This window comes from Nocardia sp. NPDC051929 (assembly GCF_044548645.1).
In the GTDB taxonomy this organism is placed as follows: domain Bacteria; phylum Actinomycetota; class Actinomycetes; order Mycobacteriales; family Mycobacteriaceae; genus Nocardia; species Nocardia sichangensis.
Window position 1 is genome coordinate 24,446 of the sequence record NZ_JBIUCG010000036.1, and the last position, 21,738, is coordinate 46,183.

1 protein-coding gene (running past one end of the window) is annotated in these 21,738 nt (G+C 67.2%); it reads left to right on the top strand.

Annotation, left to right across the window (positions count from 1 at the left end; genetic code table 11):
- Positions 1 to 21,738, top strand: part of the annotated coding region (locus ACIHAX_RS35540; RefSeq protein ID WP_397282016.1) for a sigma-70 family RNA polymerase sigma factor (this coding region is incomplete at its 3' end). 6,797 nt of the annotated region lie beyond the right edge of the window; 21,738 of its 28,535 annotated nt are in view.

Here is a 21,738-nt window from a genome sequence, read left to right on the forward strand (position 1 = left end):
ATGACGCTGCGGTTGCCGGCCTGGCTCCCCCCGGTCGTAGTGATGTGTGTCGCCGGGCACTTCCCTCTGGGCGACGAGGACGCGGAACGACGCGCCGCCGACGCTTGGTCGGATAAGGCCGAATGGTGTCGTGAGCAGGCTGAATACCACGAAGCCAAGGCAAAGCCGCCCGAGGGCTCACACGGCGAGACCGTCGCCGCGATCGCCGACAAGCACCGGCGCACGGCCGAGCGCTTCCGACAGCAGGCCACCAATTGCGACAGCCTCGCCAGACAGCTCTACGAGAGCGCCAACGCCACCGAGCTGCAGAAGATGGTCATCATCAGCATGGCCGTGATCCTGGCCATCCAGCTGGCCCGGTGCGCCCTGATGTTCGCGGCCGGTGGTCCGATCCAGGCCGCCATTGCACAGATGGCGACCCGGACCGCGGCGCAGCGCGCGTGGATGAGGTTCGTGGCGTTCCTTTCCGGACGCGGTGCGGAACTGGCGGCGGAACGCGGCTCGATGGTGCTGCTGCGCAACGGAGTCGTGATGGGAGTAGCGCTGGGCGGCGGCACCCAAGCCGGCGCCCAGGCGATCCAGGTTGCCAAGGGCGACCGCGAACAGATGGATTGGAAATCCATCGGCGTGGCAACGGCCGCCGGCGGTGTCGGTGGCGCCCTCGGCATGCTGTTCGGACTCTGGGCGGGGCCGAAGGTCGCCACCATCGGCGCGAACGCCAACAGCACCGCGGGGCGGGTGGCCCTGCAGCTCGCCGGCACCACCATGGTCGGCGCCGGAGCCGGAGCCGTCGGCGCTCTCGGCGGCACCGCCGTCTCGCTTGTGCTGTCCGACCAGCCGTTCAGCCGCAAGGCCTTCACCGAGGGCCTGATCCCCGGTATGGGTAGCGGATTCATCGGCGCGGCAGCCTTCGCGGCACAGGGGATGCGCAGCCGGGCACCACTTCCCGACACGACTGCCGACCCCGCTGCCGCACCGGAGGTCACCAGGGCCGAGCCGTCGCCTGGTTCGCTCGTCGACGCACTGCGCTCGCATGGCATCGTCACCGCTGACTTCGATCCGAACAACCCCTCCCACACCCATCAGCAACAACAGATCGACAATCTTGTGGCGCTGCTGCGCCAAGCCGGGGCAACCGCGGACGCACCAGCCCGTCCCACACTCCCGTTGAACAATGCCGACTGGCAGCCCGCGAATGTGCCGAATGTGTCGCCCGACAACCTCAACCCGGTCAAGTCTGTCAAGCCGCCCTCCGACGCTGTTGCCACACCTGCTGATCCGGCCCCCGCAGGGACAAGGCCGAAAGCTGACGGAGGCAATCAACAACCCGATGTGTCGCCGCCGAAAGAGTACAAGCCGCGTCCGGAGCAGCCGTTCTCCGTGCCGAACAACAGCATGGACTGGGAAGCACCCGCGGGCATGCCCGGCGCCCTGATCGACAACGTCAATCCCGTCAAGACCGTCACCTTCCCCGCGGCCGCCATCGCGTCCACCATCAACCCGGTCGGCGTGCCGAGCATCGGGACGGATCCGACATCGGCGGAGGCGCCCGGGTCACGGAACGCTCCCGCCGGACGACCGGATTCCGACACCGTGGGCGCCGCTGAAGCTCCTGTCGACGGGGAACTGCCTCCAGCACCGCACGACTCGAATAACAGCACCGCCGAGAACGCGGGCACAGCACGGCAGACCACCGAACATGATCGCCCTGCAGCCGGGCCGGACCACTCGGGGCGACCACACCCCGCGGACACCGGCGAAGACAGTGCTCGACCGGCAGACGTCGCGCCCGGGTCGGCTCACGGCAACCGGGTCGGCTCCGAGAAATCGCCGGCGGCACCGCATTCGCCGGAGCACGCCGCGGTGCCGGACAACGCCGCCGCCACGGCCCGACCGCATCCCGGCGGCCGGGACACGGCGGGCGAGGGGCCGGCCGGGAGAGGGCGCGCCGTCGCGGATGCCCGAGGCGACGATCCGGCGGCCGGGCCATCGTCATCGGCACGGCAACGAGGTGTCGCAGCGGACGAGGAAGCCGCTCCGCGCACCGTCACGGCCGACCCGCACGACGCATCGGCGCAACAGAGCACGACCGTGCCTGCGACCGAGCGCCGAGGGGCACAACGGGTTCCTGGCGTGGCCACCGATCCCGAGCCGGCCGTGCCCGAGCTGGTACCGGCAGCGCACAAGGAATCGGCCGACGGCCTGTCTTCGGACCACGACGTGTCCCCGAGTATGACGATCACCATCGACCAGTCGCCCGCTCCACAACGCGGTGATTCCGGTCCGCGCTCCCCCGGCGGGGACAGGTTCGTGGACGCGGGCGGGCAGCAGCGGCAGACCGCGCAGCCGTTGGGCGGCCCGGCGCGACCTGCCGCAGGCGCCCAGCCCGGCACACCCGCTGCCGGTTCGCCGGGTGCTGCCGGAGGCAATCGGCCGCCACGTGTGTCGGCCCCGAAGGCTGCTGCCGCGGAGCGCCCTCCCGCCGTCGAACCGGTCCGAGGAGCGCGCGGGCCGGCCGAGGACGGCCATGCCCCCTCAGGGTCGGCAACCGCTCACGCCACCGACAATGACAACCGGAACACACCACCCTCGGCCGCCGAACCGGAGTCGGAGCACGGTCGCACGGCTGACGGCACCACAGGCGACGAGACCGCGCGAGCCACGCATCCGGACGAGGCGAACGCACCGGAGCACGCACTCCCGGCCGACGACAGCGCGAAAGGGCAACAGGCCAAAGGTCATCCCGATGTAGTCGACGAGGCGGGACCATCGAAACCGAAGCCCGGCGAGTCCGATACCAGCGGAGACGATATCCCTGGCGGTCGAGCGGCCGACGACAGTGCGAGTGAGCAGCAAGCGAAGACTAGATCCGATATCCCCGACGACACGGAGGCGCCACCACCCGAGTCCGAATCCGCTCGCGCACAGGGAGATTCGGATGCTCCGCCCACCGCTCGCAACGAAGACCCTGCCGCGGACGCGCGTGCGAGGGCGAGAGCCGAGGTAGAGCAGCGTAATGCGGCCGAGCGGCAGCAGAACGAGCTGGTGCGCGAACACCACCGGCAGCGTGTCGAAGTGGCGGCCGAGCGCGAGCGGGCCGCCCATGCCGAGCTGCAACGGCAGGAGAAGGCCGTACGGGTGGCGGAGCAGCATGAGCGGGCCACCCGCGTCGGCTTCGGCGACGAGATACGCGATCTGTTCGGGCGGGGCACGGCGGAGGATCGAGTGGCCGTCGAAGCCGCGCGGGCCGCTCAGGAACAACTCCGCCAGGCTCGGGCGAGGTTGGCCGAGTGCCGGGATGCGTACGAGGCGGCGGTAGCCCAGCATGACGCCGCAGCTCATGCCAGAGCCCGTGACCTCGTCGAAATCTCGGACAACGCGGGCGTTTCGCTGATGAACGACTACAAGGCTGGGGTGCTCACCGATCGCGACGCTGTGTTCGACGTCGTTGCGCAGGAGCGAGTTCGCGCGGCCTTGGATGCCGGTCGCGCCAACGGGGCGTTGCGAGAGCCGGGCAGCACGGCTGACGGTACGAGCCCGATGGCGAACGCCGCACCGGAGTCGTTGATCGACGCGATCGTGCGGGGATCCATCGAGGAGCGCATCGCGGCGATGACCGAGTGGATTCGCCGGGGCGACGACCGGCATCGGCTGGTGCGAGAGACACAGGTTGCAGCGTTTCTGCTGCTGAAGCACGGCCCGGTCGATATGAAGACAGGCGAGGGCAAGACCATCGTGATGACGATGAAGAAGCTGGCCGATGCCATCGATCACGGCACCGCACATGCATGGACCAGCAGTGACCTGCTCGCCGGTGAGCTGGCCGCTGAGTTCGAGGCGTTCGTGGCGCGGCCGGAGGCGGATATCGGGATCGATGTGGTCCGGATGGATCAGGACGGTCCGTTGCCGGATCCGGTGCCCGGCCGTAGCCGGATCATCGTGGGCACGAAGGAGGACTACCTGTTCCGGGCGTTGAAGGTCGCGGATTCGATGATGAACGAGCTCGCGGCCAGTGGCATGTCGCCCCAAGAGGTGACGGCACTGCGGGACTTCCTCAACACGAAACCGTCGATCGATCTGATCAAGGAGAGGCTGGATGCCGCGGCATCCGACCACGGCCTGGACCTCCGGTACGACCCTTTCCCGGCGGGCAAGCTCACCATCGACGAATTCGACACCATCTTCGACGGCAACTCCGAATGCGTACTTTCCCCCGGGGCGGCGGAGGAGGCCCCACCCGAGGTGGTCGCCGAACTGCAGGGGATCTGGGATCGGCTGACGACAGCAGAGCGCGAACACGGCTTGACGGCAGCGGATTTCAAGAGGCCGGAGAACACCCGGGGAATGTGGGCCGCGGAAACGACCCCGGCAGCGGTCGCCAAGCTGGAGAGGGTGGCGGGTGGACCGGTCACCGCCTCGGAGCTGAAGCTGTACGCCGATGCCGCCAACGCCCGCTGGGGGCTGGAGAAGGGCACGCACTACATCACCCGGGCGGACGAAGGCGAGGGCGCGAAGATCGGCATCCTCGCTCACGAAACCAACGACAAGGCGATGTGGGACAGGACGAAGTCGACCGAGGTGCGCTGGCAGGACGTCGGTCAGTTCGTCGACCTCAAGGAAGGGCTGCCGGTCCGGGCGAATCAGGAACATTCGCTGCGCATGTCGGATCAGCAGTTGATCGGCAGCAAATTGCTGTTCGAGCCGTCTGGTTTGTCCGGGACCATGAAGGGCGTCGAGGGCATCACCTACGACCTGTACGGCGTGGGGCCGGTGCCGGAGCTTCCGACATTCTATACATCGCAACGGGTCGTGGAACCGCCGAAGTTCTACGAGAACACGCATTCGAAACTTGCTCAGCTGGCCCGCGACATCGTCAGGGACGCACATGTTGTCGACGGGGAGCAAACGGGCCGTGCGCAGTGGGTCGTGTGCATGGACAACGGCGAAATCCGGGGCGACCCGGATGCCGGGCGGATCGGACTGATCGACCTGCTCCGCACAGCGGCGAAGGAAGAACACGGCGAGGCATTCGAGCTGAAGTTCGAGGTGGTCGATGCGGATTTCTACGCCGAGCACGGCGGTAGCAATGCCGACGCCGAGGCCCTGGTCAGGCAGAAGATCGAGGAATTCGGGGACAAGGGCACCATCTATATCACCAACAAGGACGGAGGCCGCGGCGCCGACCCGACACCGTCGCAGGAGGTGATCGATCTCGGCGGTGTCGACGTCAAGGTCAGCGGCGGGCCGTCGTACTCCGAGCGGGTGAACGACCAGGTCGACGGTCGTGGCGCCCGTGGCGGATCCGGCGACGACCGGGAGCACGGTGGCACCCCGGGTTCGGCGGTGCACTACGTCTCCCCCGAGGACTTTCTCGGCAGGGTCACCGACCACGGCGTCACGCAGCAGGTCGTCCAGTACACGGAAGCCGTCAAGGCCCACCGGGCCGCCCAGGAACAGCACGAAGCCCTCAACACCGAGGCGACGCGCATCGAACTGAACAGGACCGAAACGGCGCTGCGAAACGCAGAGTCCGACCTGTGGAAGCATGCCGTCCCGGCGATGAAGGACGCCGTCGAGCAGAATCAGCTCGCCTCCAAGTACGCGAGCGCCAACCAAGCCAACGCCCCACCCACGGACGCACATGGCACCGCGACCCAGCAACCCCAGCAACCCCCTCCCCGATCCGCGGGGACCGCGGCTCCGCATGCGACCGGTCCACATGCGACCTCGCACGCGCCTGCCGCCACCCACAACGGCACCCCCGTCCCGACCGCCGCAGGCCTCGCCGCCGGGGCAGCATCCAACCTGGCTTCCGGTAACCCACCGGTCGCAGCCAACCTGCGTGACGAGCACGGCGACAGCACCCTCCGCCACCTCCTGCGGGTGCTGGACGCACCCGGCGGACAGGCGGCCGCACCGTTGCTGCCGGTCGCGCAGGCCGTCCGCGACGCGACATTCGATCAGGTCGAGTCGCACGGGATCCCCATCGGCACCGACGTCGCCGACCACGTGCGCGAGACCGCACGAAATCTTTTGCACACCAGCCTGAATCAACTCGATCCGGCGCAGCGTCAACTCGTCACCGACGCCGGGACGGTGCTGCAGCAAGGACACCGGCTCGAGGACGCGCACACCGCAGCCGTCGCCCAGTTGATTGCGCAGGTGCCGACCGCCCAGCCGGAACTGGCGGCCGCTGCGGGCACCACCGTCCCGTTCGACCAGCTGCCTACCGGCGACCGCACCGAGACACTGCAGCGGGCGCAGCAGGGCGATCGGTCCGCCGCGCAGGCCTTGGACCGCCATTTCGGCCCAGCCACCGCCCAGGCCATGTGTGCCGTACTCAGCGGGGATTCGGAGCACGGTACCCCACCCACGCGGATCCAGCTCCTGGCGCACGCCGTCGCCCGGGCCACGCTCGGCGCCGCCGACGCCGGTGGCTGGCAAGTCCCCCCGGGCATCGACATCGGCGACTGGCTGCTCAGCCAAGCGCGAAACACGTGGCTCGACAGCCTTAATCACCTGAATCCCGCCGTACGCCGACTCGTCAGCGAAGCGCTCGATCCCAGATCCCGCAGCGACGACCTCACCGACGCTCAGGTCACCCTCTTCGGGTGGGTCGCGCAGGAGATCGCAGTGCGGGCGGCCGATTCGACGGCCCGGCAACGGGAACCCTCGGCCGAGAATCGCGACCGTGCGAACTCCGCGAGGACGGCCGAGGCCGATCGAAAAACCAAGCAGGCCATCGCCCGGAAATTGTTCGAGAAGTTCGACATCGAGGTACTCGGACTGGACAAACCGGAAATCTCCGTCGACACAGCTCTGTCGATCAGGAATGCGATTGTCGACGGTTTCGCGGCAGGGCAGGAGATCAAGCTCGACGTCATACTGGTCGCCCCCATGGTCGGCAATACCGGTGCCTGTATCTGGACTCCCCAAGGCATCGAAAAGGACGCCCCGACCTTCATGGTCTTGAACGAGAACCTCTTCGGTGACCCGGAGAGATTCCGGAACACCATGCGGAAGGCGGTGCAGAGAGGCCACCTGATGGCCCCGACCGGCGATCCCGCGTACGACGCCGTCAGTCACGAGATGGGCCATCTACAGGATCGAGCCGCACGGAAGGGGCTCTACGACAAAAAGCCGATTGCCCACCTACGAGACGGAGCGGTCCAGGGGAAGGACTACGAAGACTCCAAAGAGGCCCGGGCATTCGGATTCCTGTACACGCATTTCGCCGAGTTCAAGAAGGCCGGCATGCTGGCACCGGACCTCGATTTCGACGATTGGCTGGGGCAGCTCGATTCGTACAGCAGCAGCAGGAAAAAGCTGAAGGAGGCAGAGGAAGACAACCGAAGACTTGCGGGCGAAGAGCCACAGGGTACGGAAATGGGCACCTACGAGCCCAAAATGGGTGACCTCGCGGTATTCAATCCGGCGGAAGCCCTGGCCGAGGCGAACAATGCGTTCGGCAGGACCGCACCGGCCGATCGCACACATCCCGCCTACGTCCTGCAAGCCCTGCTTCGCGACATTCCGTATTTCCAGGTGTTGCGGGAAGCCGAACAGCGCAATGCTTTGGTGCAGGCGGACTATCGCGGTCCGGTCCCGACTGCGTCGGAATCCGGCACGAGCATCGCCTCGAACGGCCCGTCCGCATCCCTGGCCGCGAAATGGCGCGCTATGTCCCCCACCGCTCGCGCCGACTACGCGGAACAGCAAATCGCATACCTGAATCCCGACACCGGTTTCGTGCTCGACGAGTTGGCCCGGCTCCAGGCGGAGCACCGCGCCACGGTCGCGCCGACCCCGGACCGCACCGCACAGACGCCCGAAACGCGAACGCCTCAGAGCCATTCATCGCGTGCGGCGACCGGGCGACCTGACGACAGGTCGGCATTCCCACCTGAGTTCTGGCAGCAGCACAGTCGGTCCCACGCGCAGGCAGCTGTCCCGGCCCCGATCCACCTCGGCGCCCCCGACGATGCGCAGCCGGACCCGACACGGCCCGTCCCGAACTTGCCTCGCTCAGTCCAGGCGTCCAGGCGTGCTGCTTTCGACAGTTTCCGGCGGCAGATCTTGGCGATCTACGTCGCCGGCCCGTCGATCGAACGGAGCGATGCGGTAGCCCGCGCCCTGGCCGATGCCGACCCCGAGGATCTGCGGCGCGCTCTCCGCGAGGCCGGGCTCGAACCGAACCAGCAGCGGGTACTGCGCCAGTTCTGGCCGGGCCAGTCGGACCGGACGGCCGCAGCGGTGCTACCGGCTCCCGGCGAGGACATGGACCCTCTGCTGTGGGCTCCGATTCGCAAATTCGCCTCGGCAGTCGCTCGCGTCCGGGCAGCCGGAGAATCTCCCGCACAGGTGGTTGCGGAACCAGATCGGACCGAATCCGACGCTGCGATCCCCGACAGAGGCGGGCTGACCCCCCGGGAGCTCGAGGTGTTGCGCCTGAGTGCGCGCGGCCTGTCATACCCCGAAATCGGTCCGCTGATGGGGATCTCGCACAAAACCGTCCAGAGTTACGCCCGGCATGCGTGCGCCAAACTCCGCTGCCCGAGTGTGATTCCCGCGGTCCTCGCGGCAGATCGGGAGGGATGGCTGGACGAACCATCCGGCCCGCACGTCGACGTCGAATTCTCTCCGGACGAGGTCGCCATCCTCCAGCTGGCGGCGAACGGCCTGGACAATCGTGAAATCGCTACCGAGCTGGCGACGACGCGGTATCGGGTGCGGACGTTCATGGCCGCGCTCCCCGGCCGGTTGGGTGTCGAGGGCAGGCTGCCCGGGCTGCTGGCGGCACAGCGGCAGGGGGCGTTCCAGCCCGGCGATCCCCACTCCGCGGCAACGCGGAAGCACGTCGACCTGTCTCCGCGCGAACGCGAGGTTCTCGACCTGGTTGCGGCCGATCTCACAGATCAGGCGATCGGTGACCAGCTGGGAGTTACGGCAGCTACGGCACGGGGCTATCGGGTCCAAATCCAGGCCAAGCTGGGCACCTCGGATCACGAGGAACTCGCAGACCGGGCGCGTAGCCTCCAGTCGCCTCCCGCAGAGGCGCGGACCGTCGAACTGAGCGAAGTCGAGGCGCTCCTGCTCCATCTGGTCACCAAGGGAGCGCCACCCGAGGCCCTCGCAACCGCACTCGGCATGCCGCGGAGCCAGTTGGATCCCTTGCTGGTGCAACTGGCCGACAAGATCGGTACGCGCGGCAGGATCCGGGTGTCGGCGCAGCGACGAGAACCGTCATCGCAGCACGAGAGGCTCGAGGCGCTGGCCGAGTCGCTGCCGGGCACGAGCCGTGATCCGGCAGCGGTGTCCTGGGCCACGTTGCGCGCCTTCCGATCTCGGATCGCCACCCACCCGTCCGAACTGACAGGGCGTGAACCCGAGGTGCTGCGGCTGGCCGCGCAAGGCCTGTCACTCAAAGCGATCGCTCGCACGTTGGGCGGATCACACGCCACCGTGATCAACGAACTCGACAGCATCGCGGTGAAGCTCGGAACCCCTGATCGGGCCGTGCTACTGATGGCGGCGCAGCGGGCATGGTCGGCCGAACACCCGGAACCGATACCCGAACCGACGGCCGACGTCGGTCTGACACCGCAGGAGACCAGTGTCCTGCGCCTAGTGGCCCGGCGGTTCACGAACCCGGCTATTTCGGCAGAGCTGGGCCTCTCGGTGCCGTTGGTGAAATACATCCGGCGCGGCCTACGCACCAAACTCGGTATCGACGACACCGCCGGGCTGGTCGCCTGGGCACTGCACAGCGGTATCGCCGTCGACGATCGCGCGGACGCCCCGGACCAGGAGTTGCAGGCACGCGTCACGGACGCGCTGCGGCGGGCAACGGCGACGGATACCGACCGAGAGTCGACACCCGACTCCCACGAGGCCTCGTCCATCCCCGCCGACATCGACCGATCCGGCGAGTCACCATCGGCCCAGCCCGCCGAAGTGGCCTCGGACCCGGCCCAGAGCGCGCTGGCCGAGCAACTCCGGCTGCCACCCGCTGCGGTGACGCGGGGAGCTGTACGCCTCGCCCTCACCCTCGTCGCGGAACAGACACGAGCCATGCCCACCGCCGCGACCGGCATCGACGGTCAGGAACTGAGTCGATGGATCCGGTCCCAGCTCGAACTGCACGCGGATCAGGAAGCGGCCACTCACGAGGGCGCGCTTGCGGAGCTGGAGCGGCGCGACGACGAAGAATCCGGACCGCTGGATGCGGCCGACCCTGAGGCTGATCCACTGGACCAGAACGGTTTCGACAATCGGCGTCGGACCCTCGACCAAGAGTTGCGGGCACTGCTGGGGTTGCAAGACCTGAGCCCGCCCCGGCCGATGACCACGGGCGAGGTGCTGGCCGAGCTGTACTGGATCACGAGCCTGACGGACTCGCCGGAGGTGGAACACCTTGTCGCCGCGAGTGAGACCTTCCTGTGTGCCACTCTCGAACCGCTGGCGGCAGTCCCGCTGGATCCGGTCCAGATCCACACGCTGCGCAGCCAGCTGGCGCAGCAGGTGGGCGTCGCCGACGACGAACTGACCCGCACGCACGCCGAAGTGCTGGCCGCCGACGAGACCGTCGCGCCACAGACGCGCCGTCTGGCGGAGCGCTACCTCACCCTGCGCCCGAGCCAAACCGAGCAGAAACCGACACGAGCCGATATCGCCCGGCTGGCGGGTGTGGGCGAGTCGTATGTCAGCAGCGTGTTCAACGGACGATTCGGCGTCAAGCAGCCGTGGCACGGCGAGACTACGCAACGCGTCCTGGCCGCGGCTCACCGGTTGGGTGTACCGCCGGACCGCGCGGACATCGCGGCCCTCACCGATCCGAACTTCGTGACGCGTCGCGTTCGTCCGGCGCGCTGGATCGGCGACGAGTTCGTCCCCGCGCGGATCAAGCCGCAGCCGCCTCGCGACACATTGGCCGAGGCAGCGGGTGCGGCCAAGGCCACGGTCCGTGATGTGGTGAAAGGCTCGGGCACGCACGATGACATGCGGCTGGTGCGCAGTGCGGCCGACGAGATCGGGTTCTGGTATCACCCGGACGGGCCGATGGGGACGGTCGACGCGATCGCACTGTCGGAGAGCGAATTCCACGTCCTGCGCCTGATCGCCGACGGCATCACCGAAGATTCCCTCGCCGCCGTGCTCGGGATGACGCCGGACCAGTCGAACCGGCTGCTCGTCCGACTGGCCGAGCGGGTGGGATTCGAGGGGCCCGTCCGTATGCCCACGAACGCACAATCGAGCGGTTTTCCCGACGGCACCGTGCCGTCGTCCCCGAAGCGCACCGATCTGTCACCTCAGCAGCTCCAGACTCTGCGACTGGTGGTGGCGGACTTGCCGTATACCCCCATCACGGGCACGGTCCCCGCGGACACCGTCCAGGCGTTCCGTTCCGCCCTCGCGGAGCAGCACCCCACCGCACTCACCGGCAGGGAAAGGGAAGTACTCGCGCTACTCGCCGAGGGCCTGACTTCCGGACAGATCGCGGCCAGGCTCGGGTTGTCCCGCAACACGGTGAACGGGTACATCGCGCGCGCGGAAATCAAGCTGCATACCGACGGCCTGCGTCCCACCGTGCAGGCGGCGCAACAGGCAGAGCAATCACAAGCGGCCAGCGAACAGCAATCGGCCAGTGACCGTGAGGCGACATCCGGCACCCGCATCGATCCTGTCGCGATCGACCTCGGCGATTCCGACGAGCCGGACACCGCTTTGCAGCGCGCGCGGCAGGGGGATGCAACGGCGTTCAACGAGCTGCGCGAGCGATACGGCCGGGCCTCACTCCGGGAAGCGCTTGCCCGACTCGGGCTTCCGGCCTCGCCAGTCGGCCGCGACTTGCGGCCGCTCCTGCAGGTGGCACAGGAGCTCAACCGCATGGCCTTTCGGATCGCGGAGGCGCACCGATGGCGTGCCGATGTGGGCACGAATCCCAGCGAATGGCTGGACGGCATCGTGCGAGGCCTAGTAGACGGCTGGTTCGGGCTGAATGCCACGCAGCGCAAACACGTCACCGAGGCGGTGGACGGGATGCGGCGTGGTGCAGCGATCAGCTTGGTGCAAAGAGGCGCGCTGAACAGATTGGTCGACGCCGGCGAGCAGGTGATAACAGACGCCGAAACGCATGCGACCGACTCGTCACAGCAGACGGATAGTGGGCTCACAAACCGCCAGTTCACAGTGCTCCGGTTGATGGCTGCGGATATGACGAGCCCTGAGATCGCGGAGGAGCTGGGGCTGTCCCCGGGGACCGTGAGCATCTACGCGGCCCAGGTTCGCCAGAAACTCGGTGCCCGTACCCGGGCGGAAGCGGTGTACATCGCACTGAGCACAGGCATACTCCCCGGCAGTCCCCGCGCCGACGGCGAGACACCCGGTCGCGAAGATCTCCAACTGACCAGTCGCGAAATCCACGTACTCGGGCGGATCGCGAACGGAGACACCAGCGACGACATCGCTCAAGACCTCGAGATCTCTCCGAGAAGCGTGGACCAGTTGGTGGGTCGAGTCGGCCGGAAACTGGGCGCTCGCAACCGTCCTGGAATCGTGGCTGCCGCGGCAAGAACCGGCGGCCTCCCGCTCGCCGACCCTGCCGACGCCGTTCCGGGCACCGGCCGAATATGGCTGGCCGATTACGAAACCAACGTGGTCACTCGGATCGCGACCGGTGAGACCAGCAAAGATATCGCGCAGACGCTGGGCCTTTCCCCGCTCACCGTGGACGACTACCTGATGCGGGTCTGCCGAAAACTCCGCGTGCACAACCGGGCGGCGATGATAGCCGTCGCCATCCGCTCCGGACTCCTGCCGGGGACCACCCGAACCGCTGTGGAAGGTCCCGAGTTGACCACCGCCGAAACCGATCTGCTCACGCGGGTCGCGAACGGCGACACGAACGCCGATATCGCGGAGGATCTCCAGATTTCGTCGAGCGCGGTCGACAAGGCGCTCGCCCGTATTCGCGAGAAACTCGGCACCCACAACCGGCCGCAGACAGTAGCAGTGGCTATCCGTGCCGGCATCCTGCCCGGCACCGATACGGTCGAAGCGGCTCCTCCCGCAAACCCGGCCGAACTGAGGGAACAGCATGGGATCGACACGTTCGGATACGTGCTATCGCTGCTCGGAGTATCAGCGAAAGGCGGCCGGCGAAGCGAACGGCTTGCGCGCGCCGTGCAACTGGCATTGGAGATCAATGACGATGTATTCCGGCGCTCGGCCTCCAGCTCGGGCGGCGACATCGCTCAACGATTGCGCGAATCTGCGCGCGAAATACTGGAGCACAGATGGTTCCACCCGCTCCGCGCGAAGATGCTGGCAGTGCTGCGCGCCGATGGCGTCACCGAATCGGACCCCAGGTACGGCCGCCTCGCCGAATTGACCGTCACCGAACTCCGTCGGTACCTCGACGAGATCGGTGTCACCACGCGCTGGGTGTTTCTCGAGCTGGCGGACAGTCTGCATCGCGGCCGAGACATAGGTTCGTTGTCGCGGCAGGAAAAGAACAGTGTGCTGCGGATAGCGGATATGCCACGCGCGGAGCGAGTCTCGCCGCCGCTGCCGGACGCCTCGCCACACATCGCCTCCGGAGCCTCGCGAACCGGACGAGAGGAACCCGATCCAGCGGCTGACACCGACCGAATCCGTTCTGGAACAGCGGATTACGAAATGGCCACTCGCGAAATCGACATGCTCGCACTCGTTGCGAAGGGTCATTCCCACCGCGAGATCGCCACCATGCTGGCACTTTCGAGCCGTGAGGTCGGCGCCGCCATGCATTCGGCGGCGGCGAAGTTGGGAACCGCTCACTGGGCGGAAATGCTGGAGGTGGCGCGGTGCAGGGGGATCGATCTGAATGTCGGCAGCCCGGCTACTTCCGGGCGCGACCGGCCCCGAGACGATGGTGCGGCACGATTCAACGCCTACCGCTCCGCACTGGCAAATGCCTTGGCGGCAAGGACCGGGGAGTTGGGTTCTGCCGCAGTGCTGGCCGAGGCCACCCCCGGACAGATCGCGGAGGCCAGTAAACAACTATCATCCGCCGAGCGACAAGCTCTGGCGAACCTGTCTGCAAGGCAACCTATTCTGCGGGACACGTCCGCCCGGCCGGCCGTCGCCGCCGCTCGACGTCTGGCTTCGATTCTCGTTGCCGAGCAACACAGATCGGATGTCCGGCTGGCACGGGCGCTGGCTGAAGCTACCCTCGACCAACTGGAGGAAGCGCTCGGCACGCTCACGGACCAGCAACGGAAGATCATCCGCGCTGTCTTCACACGCAGGCTGTCCCTCGAGACCATGGTGTCCGGTCTCGGCTATCGGGATGAAGCCACAGCCAAGTCGTTCGTGATGAACACAGTCCGGCAAGTCGGACAGCACCTGGCCGGAATACCCGTCTCGGTACGGCTGAGTGACGCACAGTCGAGTGGCACAATGCCATTCGGGCATGCGCAACATATGGCTGGACGCAGCACAGTCGCCCACCCACCACCTGGCGAAACCGCCTTCGAGCGCGGTCGTCGTGAGGCCGAGGAGGAACGAAGGGCCGCCGCCTCAGGCATCAGCGAAGCTGAAATCGACCTGCTCAACCAGCTTCTGCGCCGCCTGGATCAACTCTCGCCCACCACCGGTCGTGCGTCCGGTCCCGACCCTGTAGCCATCGACCTCGGCGACCCAGACGGACTCGACTCGGAATCGGCGGAATCCCGGACAGGCGGGGACGGCATCACCGAATTATCCACGCAACGGTCGAGCTGGGATTCGGCAAGAGTAATCGACGAAAATGCGACGGCCGCCACGCATACCCCCGCAGGTGTCGCTGCGGCCCTGCAGAACAGCCTGCCCGGCGCGGTCAAGCAGGTACTCGACCATATCGATGTCGAACTGCGATCGATGACCGACGCCGAGCGCCGCGACGCCGTCGACCGAGCCGACCTCACCCGGCTCCCCGGCTGGGTGGTCGACCGCCTCGCCCATGAAGCCAAGGCTCAGGAGCTCGCCCGCGAAACCACCACCCCCGAGCAGCGCGCCGAATGGCAGCACCGGGCAGAACAATTCGACCACGAACTCGCTCACATCCTCGGCCTGCCACAGCCAGGAACCGGATGGACCGACCGCATCAGCAGCGACCCGCTGCACCACCTCCGCGCCCTCACGCGCCGCCCGGACGCGCCCGCCGAACTCCTTCACCTGGTCGACACCGCCACCCGATGCCTGAATCTGCAGGACATCGCCGCGGCCGTCGAACCGCTGCACCAGGCGCTGGCCGACTGGCCCATCGCCGAACACACCGACCGGGCCGCCGCGATCGCCTGGGAGCTCGCGCTGCAAGCCCGCGACGACGGCGGCGGGACACCCGAAATCTCCGCTGCCATCCACGGACAATCAGGTCAACGCTGGATCGAGATCCACGTCGGCGACGACAGCCGCACCCTGCCGGCGCGCGAGAGCGGCGACCGCCCCGGGTGGCGCGCCGTCGACCTTCTCGACACACACACCGAAACATGGGGATGGGCGCTGCCCCGCGACAGCGGAAAACAAGTCTGGTTCAAGCTTTTCGAAACGGCCGACACCAACGACCCCTCGCAACCACCCCACGAACTCATTCTCGACCTGTCCATACCGCAGGGCTCCTTGCAACAGGGCCCGGGCCTCGCGCGGCGAGCAGTACGACAGCGCTTGCGACAGGCCGGTCACCCTGATCCCTACGACCTGACGGTACTCGTATCCGACCTCGTCCAAAACGTCTACCGCTACGCCGACCAAGGCGACGCCAGGGTACGAATCCGGATCGACGGAAGCACGATTCGCGTCGGAATCACCGATACCAGCCGTGGCCTACCCGCGCGACAAGAGGCAACCACCCAGGGCACCGTCAGCGCCGCCGCTTTCACCGATGACCAAGCCGCCGAATGGGACGGAACCGGGATCGTCGCCGACACCCACGGTTTCTTCCTCGGCATGCTCGAATCAATGGCCTCGGTCTGGGGTGTGATCCTGGAACGCGCCGGCGGCAAAACCATCTGGTTCGAAGTGCCGATGCCGCCACCTACGGCGTCCGGCACTCCCACCGATCAACCACCGAACACACCCGCATCCGATCCGAACACTCCCGGATCGATCGGCATCGACCTGACCGGACTCGGCCTGGACCCTTCGACCGCCAGCTCGAACCCCGATCCCACCGACGCGAACGACGAGACGCAGAACCGGTCCACCCCACCCACGGACACCGACAGTCGGCGCCAGCCCACGCCCGGCACCCGTATCGACCCGGTCGCCCTCGCCCTCGACCCCGACGAACCCAATGCGCCGGAACCCGCCACACCGGAACCGCCCGAACAGCCGGCTTCCACCCAACGAGCGTCGACGAACCCGAACGAACACGATCCGGCTGCACTGCCCACAACCCAGGAACTGGTCGCGGATCCGGAAAAACTGAAGACGTTGCGGCAGGAAGTCGACGCACTGCGGCGGCAACTCCTCGAGCTCAGCAACGGACGCGCGGATCTGTCGAGCGCGGCAGCGGTGGACAGGTTGCTGGGGGCGCTGCTGCAACTCGGGCGAGAAGGCAAGCTGAACCCCCGCCAGGCCCGCGCACTCCCGCTGGTCGAGGAGTATCGCGAGAAGTCCGGTCTCCTCGACGACGCCGAACGAGTCCGCGGCCAATACCGGGAACACAAGGCGAATGCCGCTCACCAGACGGATCAGCCGGAAGGCATTCGGCCGACGGAATCGCGTGGACCGGATCCCGTCGCCATCGATCTCGACCCCGACGAACCAGAGACATCGAGCACGCCTCCACCCGGCGCTCCACGGATCCACCCCCACCAGCCGGTGAATTCGAGCGAGCACGCAGCCACCGGTCCCGATGAAAGCCCTCCCGCAGGCCGTCAGCCCGACAACGCGGAATCCCGTGAAACCGCGCAGTTGCGGGCACTCCGTGATGCGGTCGCCGCGAGACTCTCCGGCGCAGTCGAGGTTTCGAACGATTCCGTGCTGAATCGAGCACCCGCTCTGATCGATGAACTGGTGGCCTTGCGGCGCCAGCCGGATGCGCAGGTCCCGGCGGAACGGCTGCGGTTGCTGGAGCAGTTCGCGCATCAGATGTCGGCATGGCTGGCCTGCGCGGACGAAGCCGCCGAGGAAAACGCCGCCTACGAGCAGGGGCTGCGGGAAGGGACACCTGCCGTCCTGCGGGCTCGGCAGGACGCCGCGGAGATACGGCTCGGATCGGCTCTCGCCGCCGTCGCGGAGGTGTGGGCACAGACCGGCCCCCGAACAGACACGCCTATCGTGACCCGGCCCGCGGACCACCTCCGGCCAGAAGAGACAAAACGGCTGCGCGAGGTGGCCGAAACGATCTTCGGGGAGATGGTGGCCGCGGGGGCAGCGCTCGATGCCGTGAACACCGCTGACCGCCAACAGCTCGCCGAGGCCACGCGACGCTATGACGCGCTGTGGGATATGTCGCAGTGGCTGGAGGAACTGCTGACCTTCGCGGAGCAATTGGATACGACACGGATCGGCCGGGAGCGCCTCTCGTTCCTGCTCGACCACTTCCGCGCGATCTCGGAGCTATTGGCAGCAACCCAGATGCGCGACACTGCGGCCGCCGCCCTGGCCGCTGCGACCGATCGACAACGACGACTCGCGCAAGCCGCTGAGAACTATGGCATAGCCGACCGCGGGGTCCGCGCTATCGCGGAGATGCTGGGCGAACCGCGGCATCGCGCGACGACCACTCCCCCGGCGGCGCAACCCGGCGCACCCGTCGTCTGGCCCGGCGCGGACGGACAACCCGACTTCATCGCGCAGACGCAGCCCCGGCAGCACGATCCCACCGAGCCCGGTCCCGGCGAGTCAGCGTCGCCTGATCGAACCCCCGAGGACCGCGCAGCGCAGTCCGGATCGGAACACCCACGGGGAGACCATGTCGAGGAACCCCGCGGCTCCGAGGAAACCGCACCGCGGCGCTACGTCGAGCAGAACCTGACGGTGGAGGATCTGGGTGCGGTCGCGGCAGCGAGCGATCGAGGCGCGCACGCGCACAACGAGGACGCCTTCGCCCTGATCCGAGCGAATGTCGGTGGCGAAGAGGCCACCGCACTGATCGTGAACGACGGTCTCTCCCGGCCGAAGGGCGGTCGCCGCGCCTCCGCCGCCGCCAAGGCAGCCGCCCACGATTTCGTGGTGGCGGCGCTGCGGCGGGCCGACCGCGACGGCCGGATCGATCCGGTGGCCGTAGTCGAGGGCGCCGTGGCCGCCGCCCAGGAGGCGGTACTCGCTTTGCCCCCGGAGTCTCCTGCGGCCGAGCCGCCCGCCACCACGATCGTGGTCGCGTTGATGGAGTCGGGACGGCTCACCATCGACTGGGTGGGCGACAGCCGCGCGTACTGGATTCCGCTGGACGGCGGCCCGCCGATACAGCTGACCAGGGACGACTCGAAGGTCCAGGATGTGCTGGACGTCTTCGACGACACCACTCGTGAAGAAGCCGAACACTCGGCGATCGGCGGGCCGGGTCTCACCCACAACCTGGGCCGCTCCCTGGACGGGCTGAAACCGCGCGAGAAGGCCCGAGACATACGCGGCGACGGTGTCGTCCTGGCGCTGACGGACGGCGTGTGGGAACCGATCAGCCCCGACGACCCCGAACCCGTCGCGGCCATCGTCCGGCGGTCGCTCGCCGAGTCCCCGGGCGATCTCGGCGCCGTCACGCGCGCACTGGTACGGGCAGGCATCGAAGCGGGCACAACCGACGACGTCACCGCCGCCGCGGGATTCCTGTCGGCCGCGAACATCGACAACCCCATGAATACGGCGACGGACCACGACGGACCCGCGACCCCGGCCGATCGCGGCGCTGACCCCGTCGCGATCGACCTCGATCCGGACGAGGCCGATCCCACGCCGGTCGGGCCACGACAACCCGGAACCACCTCGCCGCGGAACTCGCCGGATCGCGCTGGGGCACAGCCGGGCCCACAGCACGGCACGACCAACGAGGCGAACACTGCCGGCCGAGTCGGCACCCCGTGGGACACCGCACTGCGGCTGCGGCAGGTCCTCGAGCAGCATGTCGCGAGCGGACGACCGGAACTCGCGACCGCCCTGCTCCGGCAACGGTTCGAGCCCGAGATTCCGCGCCTTGCTGCTGATTTCGGGCAGCAGGCAGCGCACCACATCGCCGACGAGGTATGCGCGACGGCGATCGCACGCCTCGGGCGGCTCGGTAACCGAAATATCGAATCGTGGTTGAATAACATTGCGCGAGAGAAAATCTCGCACCACCGCAGTTTCGCGGGCCCCTGGTACAGCATCCGGCAGTTCGTTTCCGAATGCGCGCGACTCGAGCAAACCGATCCCCTGGTCCAGCTGCTGGCCGAAGCCCGAACCACGGATGTGCGGCGCATCCTGGAGGGGTTGCCGAGCCACCGGCGTGATCGTTTGATCCGCGCCTTCTGGCCCACGAGTCCGGGCACATCACCTACCTCGCCCGACGGCACCGAATCCGATCGCGATGCGCTCTGGGTCGCAGCGCGGCAATTGGCCACAGCGGTGGCGACCGCGGCCAACTTCCCTGCCCGGCTACCGGTTCGGGCCGCAAGCAGCGCACCTCGGATCGCCCGACCCAGCAGCGCCGCCGCGACGACGTCCTCGCCCTGGCTCACCAGCAGGGAACTCGAGGTGCTCAACCTGATCTACCAGGGTTTGACCCCTGCGGAGATCGGGAGACGGCTGGGCGTCGACCCGAAGGCGGTCACGAACTACCAGAAGAGTGCGGCCAAGAAGTTCGGTACCACCGGCGCGATCCGGACGGTCCTGGCGGCAAAGCGGCAGGGGTTCGTCCACGACGGAAATCGACCACCAGCCGGTACGGTCCGCCTGGACCGCGAGCAACGACAACTTCTCCAGTTGATGGCCGATGGCCTCACGGATCAGGCCATCGCCGAGGTGCTGGGCGTGGCCAAGCTCACCGTCAAGCGCCGCCGGGCCCGGATCGGCGCCGTACTCGGCGAGACGAAGCGAACTCCGATGCTGATGAAAGCCGTGCGGCTGGGAGCCTTCGACGAACCTGTGAGCGAAGACACCACGCCGAGCGCACCCCGCAGACCGGACACCGTCGCCATCGATCTCGGCAACCCCGACGAACCTGACGCACCCGGCCCCGCACCGGAGGGATGGACGGGCGACGTGACCGGATCTCCCGCCGGTGCGCCGATCGAGTTGCCTCGCAGCATACGTCGCCTGCTCGAGGCAACCCGGCACGAACTGGAGGAAGTGGCGGAAGAAGCACTGCGGCCGGTCCGGGACTCCGGGAAAGACACCACGCACCTCCACGCTGAGGAAGCCGAGGAGATCGCACGGGCAATCAACGAACTTCGCGCCGGACAGCGCCTACGGTTCGCCACGATGCTGCGCCGACAGGTGCTCGATGCGGAGTCGGCTCAGCTGCTGACCGAAGTGCAGTTGATGCGCGAAGTTCGCGAGCATTTCCGCTTTCTGAAGCCCCATATCGACAACGTTCACCGGTACGCGGCCGAGGTCCGCACCGCATCGGCGGTCCTCGCCGCCCGTGAGGTGCTCCGTGCGCAGGGCCTGCAACCCGTTCACGACGATCAAGGAAGGTTGGTCGACGGGATCGGGGTTCTGCCGGGACGCCGGATCGTGGTGGCGTCACCGCTGCTCGGCCAGCAGAACCTGCTGGATCTGCAGGTACCGGGCCTGCGGGAATGGGCAGCGCGCGAGAACGTGACGATCGAGTACCAGCGGGTATTGATCGGGGCGGACGACCAGGTAACAGTCGAACCCGTGTCGGGTGTTCACGACGAGCTGGAAACGGGACTCCGCTTCTATCGAAACCACGAGGATGCAGCGTGGATGAACGGGCTCATCGATGAACGATCCTTCAAAGAAAAGGTCGAGGAAGCGGAGCGGTCCGGCAGGAAGTCCCCCCCAGAATTACTCAAGGACTACACGGATGATTACACGACTTCGATCTTTGTTTTCAAAGTCACTTACAACAACGGCTTCCGGGTCATCGAGAAGCATGTGAGGGACAAGACTCAAGCCAACGCCGAAGAGCTTTCGACAATCATCCTTCAAGCCGCCGGCGCACGACCACCAGGATTCTTGCGCCGCAAGGATCGCGTGTTCTTGGTCGAGTACGTGCCGGGGGTCGAAGCCGATAAGATCACCGCCAGCGGCAGAGATGAGTGGGCACGATTCTTCCACACACCCGCCGCGCAACGGCAGGGCCTCGGCGACACCGCGATCCGCCCGTGGGATCGACACGAGGGCGGAAATTGGCTACTCGAGCGCGGTATACATCTGCGACCCATCGACAACAGCAACGGATTCGTAATTCCGTGGACGAAAGACGGATTCACCGATACCGACTGGATGAAAGAGGGATTCGTCAACCATTTCGTCAAGGCAATCAATGGCACGCCGACATGGGTCCGGCACAATTACCCGCGCGCCAGGATTCAAGAAATGCGGCGAAAGATCATCGACGCGGAATCAGAATTCACGCGGCTGGAGCACGAATCCTCCTACCCGGATGTTCTCGAAATCCTCGCCAAAATCGAAGAGAACGCGGTGGATCCGGGAGTACCGCACGTCGGCCCTTCTGACGTACTGCACATTCTGGCGCGGATGCGTGATGAGCTCGCCGACAAGTTCGAACTCGATGGTGAGCGCGCCGACTGGACTCCGTCGGAGTGGCGC